Below are 12800 nucleotides of genomic sequence, written 5' to 3'. Positions count from 1 at the left end.
CGCGATGGACGACGGTTTGCGTTTCGCAATCCGTGAAGGCGGCCGTACAGTAGGCGCGGGCGTTGTTGCTAAAGTTATCGCTTAATCGCTGATAACGTTTGACGCGACACGCGATAAAAGGGCATCATTTGATGCCCTTTTTCTACGCTGTCATGGTAGAACCTATCTCATCAGCGATTGTGAGATATAATCATTGGTGAGATAGGCTCTGTAGATACGGCGTAAATACCGAATTATTCGTTTTACAGAACATCTTTCGGTTTGGTTGCCCCGTGGTTGCGGGGCAAAGTTATTTGTCTGAATCATTGTGACAGGTTGGTTTATGAGTGCGAATACCGAAGCTCAGGATAGTGGGCGTGGCCTGGAAGTGATTAAGTGGCTAGTAGTAGGTGCCTTGCTGGTTGTTGCGATTGTTGGCAATTATTATTACCGCGAATTTAGTCTTCCTCTGCGTGCATTAGCCGTTGTTATCCTGATCGCCGCAGCCGGTGGTGTGGCACTGCTGACCACGAAAGGCAAAGCAACCGTAGCGTTTGCTCGCGAAGCGCGTACCGAAGTGCGCAAAGTAATTTGGCCGACTCGTCAGGAAACGTTACACACCACGTTAATCGTTGCCGCGGTGACTGCCGTGATGTCACTGATTTTGTGGGGGCTGGATGGTATTCTGGTCCGTCTGGTATCGTTTATCACTGGCCTGAGGTTCTAAGATGTCTGAAGCTCCAAAAAAACGTTGGTACGTCGTTCAGGCGTTTTCTGGTTTTGAAGGTCGCGTAGCACAATCTCTGCGTGAGCATATCAAACTCCATAATATGGAAGAGCTGTTTGGCGAAGTCATGGTCCCTACTGAAGAAGTCGTTGAGATCCGTGGTGGCCAGCGTCGCAAGAGCGAACGCAAGTTTTTCCCTGGTTATGTTTTAGTACAGATGGTGATGGAAGATGCTAGTTGGCATCTTGTGCGCAGCGTACCTCGTGTTATGGGGTTCATTGGCGGCACATCTGACCGTCCTGCTCCAATCAGTGACAAAGAAGTGGATGCGATTATGAATCGTCTCCAGCAGGTTGGTGACAAGCCTCGTCCGAAAACGCTGTTTGAACCGGGTGAAATGGTTCGTGTCAACGATGGTCCATTTGCCGACTTTAACGGTGTTGTTGAAGAAGTAGACTATGAGAAGAGCCGCCTGAAGGTATCTGTTTCTATATTTGGTCGCGCGACGCCTGTTGAACTAGATTTTGCTCAGGTCGAAAAAGGCTAATTGCCTGATAAGATTTGCTGAAAATAGCGACTTGCCTATGGCGCGAAATTAACCTATAATTTCGCGCCTTTTGTTTTTCAGTGGCCCTAACGGCGACTGAAGCGTAATACAAACCACGGGGAGCCTTTTACTAGGCGCTATTACCCAATCGAGGAAAGTTAAATGGCCAAGAAAGTACAAGCCTATGTCAAGCTGCAAGTTGCAGCTGGTATGGCTAACCCGAGCCCACCAGTAGGTCCGGCTCTGGGTCAGCAAGGTGTTAACATCATGGAATTCTGTAAGGCGTTCAATGCTAAAACTGAAAGCCTTGAGAAGGGTCTGCCGACTCCGGTTGTTATTACCGTTTATTCTGACCGTTCTTTCACCTTCGTTACCAAAACGCCTCCAGCAGCTGTTCTGCTGAAGAAAGCGGCTGGTATCAAGTCTGGTTCCGGCAAGCCGAACAAAGACAAAGTAGGTAAAGTAACGAGCGCTCAGGTTCGTGAAATCGCAGAAACTAAAGCTGCGGACATGACTGGTTCTGATGTAGACGCCATGGCGCGCTCTATCGCAGGTACCGCTCGTTCCATGGGCCTGGTAGTGGAGGATTAATAAATGGCTAAGCTGACCAAGCGCATGCGCGTGATCCGTGACAAAGTTGATGTAACTAAACAGTATGACATCAACGAAGCTGTTGCTCTGCTCAAAGAGCTGGCCACTGCTAAGTTCGTAGAAAGTGTAGACGTAGCTGTTAACCTCGGCATCGATGCACGTAAATCTGACCAAAACGTTCGCGGCGCAACCGTTCTGCCTCACGGCACCGGTCGTTCTGTTCGCGTAGCTGTCTTCACCCAAGGTGCAAACGCTGAAGCTGCTAAAGCAGCTGGCGCTGAATTCGTGGGCATGGAAGATCTGGCTGATCAGATCAAGAAAGGCGAAATGGGCTTTGACGTTGTTATTGCATCTCCAGATGCAATGCGCGTTGTTGGCCAATTGGGCCAGGTTCTGGGTCCACGTGGCCTGATGCCAAACCCGAAAGTGGGCACTGTAACTCCTAACGTTGCTGAAGCTGTTAACAATGCTAAAGCTGGTCAGGTTCGTTACCGTAACGACAAGAACGGCATCATCCATACCACTATCGGTAAGGTTGATTTCGATTCTAACAAATTGAAAGAAAACCTAGAGTCTTTGTTGATTGCGCTGAAAAAAGCAAAACCATCTCAGGCGAAAGGCGTGTACATCAAGAAAGTTAGCTTGTCTACCACTATGGGCGCTGGCGTTGCCATCGACCAAAGCGGTCTGAACGCTGCTGCTAACTAATAGCTTTTGTTCCGCTTTACTCGGGTGTGGGATTTACCTATAATCTTACGCCCGTTGTTCCTCAAGTGGAATGACGCAAGAATTTTTCGGTTGGAGCCTGGCCTATCCAGGCCTCCGTCCAAGACCGCAGGTGTTTCGTAAGAAACTTAATTCTCCTGCGTAGACGGTGACAGAGCCTAAATAACGTTTTTCTTTTTTATAAAGAATAATTTTTTACTGGATTCTGCTCACCGTGTTTCAACGCTTATCTCTAATTTTGGCGATAAGTGAAGTGAGTTCCGGAGAGTTTCTCCGGCTAAATCCAGGAGCAAAAGCTAATGGCATTAAATCTTCAAGACAAACAAGCGATTGTTGCTGAAGTCAGCGAAGTAGCCAAAGGTGCGCTGTCTGCGGTTGTTGCGGATTCCCGTGGCGTTACCGTTGATAAAATGACCGAACTGCGTAAAGCAGCGCGTGAAGCTGGCGTTTACATGCGTGTTGTTCGTAACACCTTGCTGCGCCGCGTTGTTGAAGGTACCCAATTTGAGTGCCTGAAAGACACGTTTGTCGGTCCGACCCTGATTGCATATTCTCTGGAACACCCGGGCGCTGCTGCTCGTTTGTTCAAAGAGTTCGCGAAAGCGAATGCAAAATTCGAGGTCAAAGCTGCAGCCTTTGAAGGTGAGCTGATCCCGGCGGCTCAAATTGACCGTCTGGCAACGCTGCCGACTTACGAAGAAGCACTGGCACGTCTGATGTCGACCATGAAAGAAGCCGCTGCAGGCAAACTGGTCCGCACTTTGGCTGCTGTTCGCGATGCAAAAGAAGCTGCGTAATAGCACTTTCTTTTCTAACGTACTTGCTAACGTATAAACTATTTCTGATTCTTAGGAACAATTGTTATGTCTATCACTAAAGATCAAATTCTGGAAGCAGTAGCAGCTATGTCTGTAATGGATGTTGTTGAGCTGGTTTCTGCTATGGAAGAAAAATTCGGTGTTTCTGCTGCTGCTGCTGTAGCTGTTGCTGCTGGCCCAGCTGAAGTTGCTGAAGAAAAAACTGAGTTCGACGTTGTGCTGAAAGCTATCGGCGCTAACAAAGTTGCTGTAATCAAAGCTGTTCGCGGCGCAACTGGTCTGGGCCTGAAAGAAGCCAAAGATCTGGTTGAATCTGCACCTGCAGTTCTGAAAGAAGGCGTGAGCAAAGATGACGCTGAAGCACTGAAAAAATCACTGGAAGAAGCTGGCGCAGAAGTTGAAGTTAAATAAGCCAACCTTTCAGGTTGCAGCCTGATTTATTAGGCTGATGGCTGGTGACTTTTTAGTCACCAGCCTTTTTGCGCTGTAGGGCATCAATGGGATTTCACACTGTTTAGCCATTGATTTCCCCCAATATTTTTTTCTATTGACGACTTAATATACTGCTTTCCTGCATGGGCTCCATGCCTAAGCAAGAGCAACGAAATGGTTTAAGAGTAATAGAAAGACGTATTACGGAAAGTTCTCTATTTTCCGACCAACATAAATAGTGTTGCATGAACTGTCCTTGTTAGGGCAGACAGAGTGGTTCGACTTGTCAGCTAGCTGAGGAACCCTATGGTTTACTCCTATACCGAGAAAAAACGCATTCGTAAGGATTTTGGTAAACGTCCACAGGTTTTGGACATACCTTATCTCCTTTCTATCCAACTTGACTCGTTCCAGAAGTTTATCGAGCAAGACCCGGAAGGTCAGTACGGTTTGGAAGCTGCATTCCGTTCTGTTTTCCCTATAAAAAGCTATAGCGGTAATTCAGAGCTGCAATACGTTAGCTATCGCTTGGGCGAGCCAGTATTTGACGTTAAAGAATGTCAGATCCGTGGTGTGACGTTCTCTGCGCCGCTACGCGTAAAACTGCGCCTGGTGATCTACGAGCGCGAAGCGCCTGAAGGCACCGTTAAAGACATCAAAGAACAAGAAGTTTACATGGGCGAAATTCCGCTCATGACCGATAACGGTACCTTCGTGATCAATGGTACTGAGCGTGTAATCGTGTCTCAGTTGCACCGTAGTCCAGGTGTGTTCTTCGATAGCGACAAAGGTAAAACCCACTCTTCAGGTAAGGTGCTGTATAACGCACGTATTATTCCTTACCGTGGTTCCTGGCTGGATTTCGAGTTTGATCCGAAGGATAACCTGTTTGTCCGTATCGACCGTCGCCGCAAATTGCCTGCGACCATTATCCTGCGCGCGCTGGGTTATTCCACCGAACAGATTCTCGATCTTTTCTTCGATAAAATTGTCTATGAAATCAATGGCAATAAATTGCAGATGGATCTGGTTCCTGAGCGCCTGCGTGGTGAAACCGCATCGTTTGATATTGAAGCGAACGGTAAAGTTTATATCGAAAAAGGTCGCCGCATCACTGCGCGTCATATCCGTCAGTTAGAGAAAGACGGCATTGAGCGCATTGAAGTGCCTGTTGAATATATCGCTGGCAAAGTACTGTCCAAAGATTATATCGACGAGAGCACCGGTGAACTGATCGGCGCAGCCAACATGGAGCTGTCGCTGGATCTGCTGGCTAAACTGAGCCAGTCTGGTCACAAACGTATTGAGACACTGTTCACCAACGATCTGGATCATGGTGCATACATGTCTGAAACCGTGCGCGTCGATCCGTCAAACGATCGCCTGAGTGCGCTGGTTGAAATCTATCGCATGATGCGTCCTGGTGAGCCACCAACGCGTGAAGCAGCAGAAACGCTGTTTGAGAACCTGTTCTTCTCTGAAGACCGCTACGATCTGTCTGCGGTTGGTCGTATGAAGTTCAACCGTTCTCTGCTACGTGATGAGATCGAAGGTTCCGGTATCCTGAGCAAAGATGACATCATCGAAGTGATGAAGAAGCTCATTGATATCCGTAACGGTAAAGGCGAAGTGGATGATATCGACCACCTCGGCAACCGTCGTATCCGTTCCGTCGGCGAAATGGCAGAAAACCAATTCCGCGTTGGTCTGGTGCGTGTAGAACGTGCTGTAAAAGAGCGTCTGTCTCTGGGCGACCTTGATACGCTGATGCCACAGGACATGATCAACGCCAAGCCGATTTCGGCTGCGGTGAAAGAGTTCTTCGGTTCAAGTCAGCTGTCACAGTTTATGGACCAGAACAACCCGTTGTCTGAGATTACGCACAAACGTCGTATCTCTGCATTGGGCCCAGGCGGTCTGACGCGTGAACGTGCCGGCTTTGAAGTTCGTGACGTACACCCGACTCACTACGGTCGCGTTTGTCCTATCGAAACGCCGGAAGGTCCGAACATCGGTCTGATCAACTCCCTGTCCGTTTATGCGCAAACGAACGAATACGGTTTCCTTGAAACCCCGTATCGTCGCGTGCGTGAAAATGTGGTGACGGATGAGATCCATTACCTGTCTGCGATTGAAGAAGGTAACTTCGTTATCGCACAGGCGAACACCAATTTGGACGAAGAAGGCCGCTTCATCGACGAACTGGTTACCTGCCGTAACAAAGGCGAGTCCAGCTTGTTCAGCCGCGATCAGGTTGAATACATGGACGTTTCCACACAGCAGGTGGTTTCCGTCGGTGCATCCCTGATTCCGTTCCTGGAACACGATGACGCCAACCGTGCCCTGATGGGTGCGAACATGCAACGTCAGGCCGTTCCGACTCTGCGCGCTGATAAGCCGCTGGTTGGTACCGGTATGGAACGCGCTGTTGCGGTTGACTCCGGTGTAACTGCCGTAGCCAAACGTGGTGGTACAGTACAGTACGTGGATGCATCCCGTATTGTAATCCGCGTTAATGACGATGAAATGTATCCGGGCGAAGCCGGGATCGACATCTATAACCTGACCAAATATACCCGTTCTAACCAGAACACCTGCATCAGCCAGATGCCGTGTGTGTCTCTGGGTGAGCCGGTAGAACGTGGTGATGTTCTGGCAGATGGCCCGTCCACCGATCTGGGTGAACTGGCGCTGGGTCAGAATATGCGCGTGGCATTCATGCCATGGAACGGTTACAACTTCGAAGACTCCATCCTCGTTTCCGAGCGTGTGGTTCAGGAAGATCGCTTCACGACCATCCACATTCAGGAACTGGCCTGTGTGTCTCGTGACACCAAGTTGGGGCCTGAAGAAATTACTGCGGACATCCCGAACGTGGGTGAAGCAGCACTTTCCAAACTGGATGAATCCGGCATCGTTTACATCGGTGCTGAAGTGACCGGTGGTGACATTCTGGTTGGTAAGGTAACACCGAAAGGTGAAACTCAGCTGACGCCAGAAGAGAAGCTGCTGCGTGCGATCTTCGGTGAGAAAGCGTCTGACGTTAAAGACTCTTCTCTGCGTGTGCCAAACGGTGTTTCCGGTACGATTATCGACGTACAAGTCTTTACCCGCGATGGCGTGGAAAAAGACAAACGTGCGCTGGAAATCGAAGAAATGCAGCTGAAGCAGGCGAAGAAAGACCTGACTGAAGAATTGCAGATTCTGGAAGCAGGCCTGTTTGCACGTATCCACGCTGTGCTGGTTTCCGGCGGCGTAGAAGCTGACAAACTGGACAAACTGCCGCGCGAGCGCTGGTTGGAACTGGGTCTGACTGATGAAGATAAACAGAATCAGTTGGAACAGCTGGCAGAACAGTATGATGAGCTGAAGCACGAGTTTGAGAAAAAACTCGAAGCTAAGCGCCGTAAAATCACCCAAGGCGATGATCTGGCACCAGGCGTGCTGAAAATCGTTAAGGTTTATCTGGCCGTTAAACGTCAGATCCAACCGGGTGACAAAATGGCTGGTCGTCACGGGAACAAAGGTGTTATCTCCAAGATCAACCCGATCGAAGATATGCCTTACGATGAGAACGGTACGCCGGTCGATATCGTACTGAACCCGCTGGGTGTACCTTCACGTATGAACATTGGTCAGATTCTGGAAACCCACCTGGGTATGGCTGCAAAAGGTATCGGCGAGAAAATCAACGCCATGCTCAAGCAGCACGAAGAAGTGACTAAACTGCGTGAGTTCATCCAGAGAGCCTATGACCTGGGCGACGATGTGCGTCAAAAAGTCGACCTGAGCACTTTCTCAGACGAAGAAGTGATGCGTCTGGCTGAAAACCTGAAAAAAGGTATGCCAATTGCAACGCCGGTATTCGACGGTGCAAAAGAGAAAGAAATCAAGGAACTGTTGCAGATGGGCGGTATCCCTACCTCCGGTCAGATTACCCTGTACGATGGACGTACCGGTGAGCAATTTGAGCGTCAGGTTACCGTGGGCTACATGTACATGCTGAAACTGAACCACTTGGTTGACGATAAGATGCATGCCCGTTCCACCGGTTCTTACAGCCTGGTTACTCAGCAGCCGCTGGGTGGTAAGGCACAGTTCGGTGGTCAACGCTTCGGTGAGATGGAAGTGTGGGCGCTGGAAGCTTATGGTGCAGCTTATACCCTGCAAGAAATGTTGACCGTTAAGTCTGATGACGTGAACGGCCGTACCAAGATGTATAAAAACATCGTGGATGGCAATCATCAGATGGAACCAGGCATGCCGGAATCCTTCAACGTATTGTTGAAAGAAATCCGCTCGCTGGGTATCAACATCGAGCTGGAAGAAGAGTAATCCCAGCTCGTTGTATTGCTGGCATTCGTCATAGGGACACCTGAATTGTGTTTTTAACGGCATAGTTCAGGTGTCTATCAGGTCTAACTCCGACAGGAGCCAATCCGTGAAAGACTTATTAAAGTTTCTGAAAGCGCAAACTAAGACCGAAGAGTTTGATGCGATCAAAATTGCTCTGGCCTCGCCAGACATGATCCGTTCGTGGTCTTTTGGTGAAGTTAAAAAGCCAGAAACCATTAACTACCGTACGTTCAAACCTGAACGTGACGGCCTTTTCTGCGCCCGTATCTTTGGGCCAGTAAAAGATTATGAGTGCTTGTGCGGTAAGTATAAGCGCCTGAAACACCGCGGTGTTATTTGTGAGAAGTGCGGCGTTGAAGTGACCCAGACCAAAGTGCGCCGTGAGCGTATGGGCCACATCGAGCTGGCTTCTCCGACTGCGCACATCTGGTTCCTGAAGTCACTGCCTTCCCGTATCGGTTTGCTGCTGGATATGCCGCTGCGTGATATCGAACGCGTGCTTTATTTTGAATCTTATGTCGTGGTTGAAGGCGGCATGACCAACCTTGAGCGCCGTCAGATCCTGACTGAAGAGCAGTATCTGGATGCGCTGGAAGAGTTTGGTGATGAATTCGACGCGAAAATGGGCGCCGAAGCGATCCAGGCTCTGCTGAAGAATATGGATCTGGAGCAGGAATGCGAGCAGCTGCGTGAAGAGCTGACCGAAACCAACTCCGAAACCAAACGTAAGAAGCTGACGAAGCGTATTAAGCTGCTGGAAGCATTCGTACAGTCTGGTAACAAGCCAGAGTGGATGATCCTGACCGTTCTGCCGGTACTGCCGCCAGATCTGCGTCCGTTGGTTCCGCTGGATGGTGGTCGTTTCGCGACTTCCGACCTGAACGATCTGTATCGTCGCGTGATCAACCGTAACAACCGTCTGAAACGTCTGCTGGATCTGGCTGCGCCAGACATCATCGTACGTAACGAAAAACGTATGTTGCAGGAAGCGGTTGATGCGCTGTTGGATAACGGCCGTCGCGGTCGTGCGATCACCGGTTCTAACAAACGTCCTCTGAAATCTTTGGCCGACATGATCAAAGGTAAACAGGGTCGTTTCCGTCAGAACCTGCTCGGTAAGCGTGTTGACTACTCCGGTCGTTCCGTAATCACCGTTGGTCCATACCTGCGTCTGCACCAGTGTGGTCTGCCGAAGAAAATGGCACTGGAGCTGTTCAAACCGTTCATCTACGGCAAGCTGGAACTGCGTGGTCTTGCTACCACCATTAAAGCCGCCAAGAAAATGGTTGAGCGCGAAGAAGCTGTTGTATGGGATATCCTGGACGAAGTTATCCGCGAACACCCGGTACTGCTGAACCGTGCACCAACACTGCACCGTTTGGGTATCCAGGCATTTGAACCGGTTCTGATCGAAGGTAAAGCGATCCAGCTGCACCCGCTGGTTTGTGCGGCATATAACGCCGACTTCGACGGTGACCAGATGGCTGTACACGTACCGTTGACGCTGGAAGCCCAGCTGGAAGCGCGTGCGTTGATGATGTCGACCAACAACATCCTGTCCCCTGCGAATGGTGAGCCAATCATCGTTCCTTCTCAGGACGTGGTATTGGGTCTGTATTACATGACGCGTGACTGTGTTAACGCCAAAGGCGAAGGCATGGTGCTCACGGGTCCGAAAGAAGCTGAACGCGTTTATCGCGCTGGTCTGGCCTCTCTGCATGCGCGTGTTAAAGTGCGTATCACGGAAGAGATCAAGAGCATCGAAGGCGAGGTTACGCATCAGACGTCGATTATCGATACGACTATCGGTCGCGCCATCCTGTGGATGATCGTACCGAAAGGTCTGCCGTACTCGATTGTTAACCAGCCTCTGGGCAAGAAAGCGATCTCCAAAATGCTGAACACCTGTTACCGCATTTTGGGTCTGAAACCGACAGTTATCTTCGCTGACCAGACTATGTACACCGGTTTTGCTTACGCGGCGCGCTCTGGTGCTTCCGTAGGTATCGATGACATGGTTATCCCGGAGAAAAAAGCCGAGATTATCGAAGAAGCCGAAACCGAAGTTGCCGAGATTCAGGAGCAGTTCCAGTCTGGTCTGGTTACCGCGGGCGAACGCTATAACAAAGTGATCGATATTTGGGCGGCGGCGAACGAACGTGTTGCGAAAGCGATGATGGAAAACCTGTCCGTTGAGGATGTGGTTAACCGTGATGGCGTGGTTGAGCAGCAGGTTTCTTTCAACAGCATCTTTATGATGGCCGACTCCGGTGCGCGTGGTTCTGCGGCACAGATTCGTCAGTTGGCGGGTATGCGTGGTCTGATGGCGAAACCAGATGGTTCGATCATCGAAACGCCAATTACCGCAAACTTCCGTGAAGGTTTGAACGTACTCCAGTACTTCATCTCGACGCACGGTGCGCGTAAAGGTCTGGCGGATACCGCACTGAAAACAGCGAACTCCGGTTATCTGACGCGTCGTCTGGTTGACGTTGCGCAGGATCTGGTTGTGACCGAAGACGATTGTGGTACCCACGAAGGTATCATGATGACGCCGGTTATCGAGGGTGGTGATGTTAAAGAGCCACTGCGTGAGCGCGTACTGGGTCGTGTAACGGCTGAAGACGTGATCAAACCGGGTACGGCGGACATTCTGGTTCCACGTAACACGCTGCTGAACGAGCAGTGGTGTGACATGTTGGAAGAGAACTCCGTTGACGCCGTTAAAGTACGTTCAGTCGTAAGCTGCGAAACCGACTTTGGCGTGTGCGCCAATTGCTACGGTCGCGATCTGGCTCGTGGTCATATCATCAACAAAGGTGAGGCCATCGGGGTTATCGCGGCACAGTCCATCGGTGAACCGGGTACACAGTTAACCATGCGTACGTTCCACATCGGTGGTGCGGCATCGCGTGCGGCAGCTGAGTCCAGCATTCAGGTGAAAAACAAAGGTAGCCTGAAACTGAACAACGCGAAGTTCGTTATGAACAGCAACGGTAAACTGGTTATTACTTCACGTAATACCGAACTGAAACTGATCGACGAATTCGGACGTACTAAAGAAAGCTATAAAGTGCCTTACGGTGCGGCAATGGCGAAAGGCGATGGCGCAGAAGTTAACGGTGGCGAAACCGTTGCTAACTGGGACCCGCATACCATGCCAGTTATCACCGAAGTGAGCGGTAACATTCGCTTCACTGACATGATCGATGGCCAGACGATTACTCGTCAGACCGACGAACTGACCGGTTTGTCCTCTATCGTGGTTCTGGATAGTGCAGAACGTACCGGTAGCGGTAAAGACCTGCGTCCGGCACTGAAAATCGTTGATGACAAAGGCGAAGATGTACTGATTCCAGGTACGGATATGCCTGCCCAGTACTTCCTGCCGGGTAAAGCGATCGTGCAGTTGGAAGATGGCGTGAAAATCAGCGGCGGTGATACGTTGGCGCGTATTCCTCAGGAATCCGGCGGTACCAAGGATATTACCGGTGGTCTGCCACGCGTAGCCGACCTGTTCGAAGCTCGTCGTCCGAAAGAGCCGGCTATTCTGGCAGAAATCAGCGGTATAATTTCCTTCGGTAAAGAAACCAAAGGTAAGCGTCGTCTGGTAATTTCTCCGTTGGATGGCAGTGATGCTTACGAAGAGATGATTCCGAAATGGCGTCAGCTCAACGTGTTCGAAGGTGAAGTGGTGGAACGTGGTGACGTTGTTTCCGACGGCCCAGAGTCTCCGCACGATATCCTGCGTCTGCGTGGTGTACATGCAGTAACGCGTTATATCACCAACGAAGTTCAGGAAGTTTACCGTCTGCAAGGCGTTAAGATTAACGATAAACACATCGAAGTTATCGTTCGTCAGATGTTGCGTAAAGGCACCATCGTTAGCGCGGGCAGCACCGAGTTCCTGGAAGGCGAACAGGCAGAAGTGTCTCGCATCAAGATTGCCAACCGTCAGTTGGAAGCGGATGGCAAGATCACGGCAACATACAGCCGCGATCTGCTGGGTATCACCAAAGCATCTCTGGCGACCGAGTCCTTCATTTCTGCGGCATCGTTCCAGGAAACCACTCGCGTACTGACCGAAGCCGCTGTTGCTGGTAAACGTGATGAACTGCGTGGCCTGAAAGAGAACGTTATCGTAGGTCGTCTGATCCCAGCAGGTACGGGTTATGCGTACCATCAGGATCGTATGCGCCGCCGTCAGGCGGGTGAAGCACCTGTCGTGCCTCAGGTGAGTGCCGATGAAGCTTCTGCTAACCTGGCTGAACTGTTGAACGCAGGCTTTGGTAGCAGCGACGACGAATAAGTCTTTGTGCGCTGCGCTATCATGCGGTAAATAACAGAAACCCCGACTATGATGGTCGGGGTTTTTTTATGGCTGATTCCCTGCGGACGACCCGTCGCAAGCGACGTTTAGGCATGTCTTCCTGAATTTTTTTATAGCGCACATCCCTGTGCGCTACCTAAAGGCCGTCGCAAGCGACGTTAAAAATTTATGGAAGGCGTCCTTGCCTTCCACCCTAGCGGGCCAACGCGATGCGTTGTTATAAAACGCTCCCGGCGTTTTATTTCTTCCTGAAATTTTTTGTTGTACAGTAGTGTAAAGTAAATAGAACGGAAC

Annotated in this window: 9 protein-coding genes; all 9 read left to right on the top strand. The window is 50.4% G+C overall.

The annotated features are described in order from the left end of the window. Nucleotides 1-85 (top strand): EF-Tu C-terminal domain-related protein (locus BUB06_RS21395; RefSeq protein ID WP_411600481.1); only part of this gene is annotated, 85 nt, incomplete at its 5' end. A gap of 237 nt (nucleotides 86-322) precedes the next feature. Next, nucleotides 323-706: a preprotein translocase subunit SecE gene (gene secE, locus BUB06_RS21390; RefSeq protein ID WP_010285488.1), complete on the top strand. Its 384-nt coding sequence runs from the start codon at nucleotides 323-325 to the stop codon at nucleotides 704-706. 1 nt (nucleotide 707) lies between these two features. Beyond that, nucleotides 708-1253, top strand: a complete 546-nt coding sequence (gene nusG, locus BUB06_RS21385) for a transcription termination/antitermination protein NusG (RefSeq protein ID WP_005970339.1) — start codon at nucleotides 708-710, stop codon at nucleotides 1251-1253. Nucleotides 1254-1415: 162 nt separating this feature from the next. After that, nucleotides 1416-1844 (top strand): 50S ribosomal protein L11, encoded by a 429-nt coding sequence (gene rplK, locus BUB06_RS21380; protein WP_005970337.1) that lies wholly within the window; start codon nucleotides 1416-1418, stop codon nucleotides 1842-1844. A 3-nt stretch (nucleotides 1845-1847) separates the two neighbouring features. Continuing rightward, nucleotides 1848-2552: a 50S ribosomal protein L1 gene (rplA, locus tag BUB06_RS21375; RefSeq protein ID WP_010285494.1), complete on the top strand. Its 705-nt coding sequence runs from the start codon at nucleotides 1848-1850 to the stop codon at nucleotides 2550-2552. A 317-nt stretch (nucleotides 2553-2869) separates the two neighbouring features. Continuing rightward, the gene (gene rplJ / locus BUB06_RS21370) at nucleotides 2870-3367 is read left to right on the top strand and encodes a 50S ribosomal protein L10 (protein ID WP_010285495.1); all 498 of its coding nucleotides are present in this window, start codon (nucleotides 2870-2872) and stop codon (nucleotides 3365-3367) included. A gap of 66 nt (nucleotides 3368-3433) precedes the next feature. Next, nucleotides 3434-3799 carry a 50S ribosomal protein L7/L12 gene (rplL, locus tag BUB06_RS21365; RefSeq protein WP_010285496.1) on the top strand — a complete coding sequence of 122 codons (366 nt, stop codon included), beginning with the start codon at nucleotides 3434-3436 and terminating at the stop codon, nucleotides 3797-3799. Between the two features lie 327 nt (nucleotides 3800-4126). After that, nucleotides 4127-8155 carry a DNA-directed RNA polymerase subunit beta gene (rpoB, locus tag BUB06_RS21360; protein ID WP_039476355.1) on the top strand — a complete coding sequence of 1343 codons (4029 nt, stop codon included), beginning with the start codon at nucleotides 4127-4129 and terminating at the stop codon, nucleotides 8153-8155. Nucleotides 8156-8261: 106 nt separating this feature from the next. Then, nucleotides 8262-12485, top strand: coding sequence for a DNA-directed RNA polymerase subunit beta' (rpoC, locus tag BUB06_RS21355; RefSeq protein ID WP_010301725.1), 4224 nt, complete (start codon nucleotides 8262-8264; stop codon nucleotides 12483-12485). The last annotated feature ends 315 nt before the right edge of the window (nucleotides 12486-12800 follow it).

This window comes from Pectobacterium carotovorum, assembly GCF_900129615.1.
In the GTDB taxonomy this organism is placed as follows: Bacteria; Pseudomonadota; Gammaproteobacteria; order Enterobacterales; family Enterobacteriaceae; genus Pectobacterium; species Pectobacterium carotovorum.
This window is presented reverse-complemented; position numbering and strand designations above follow the sequence as displayed.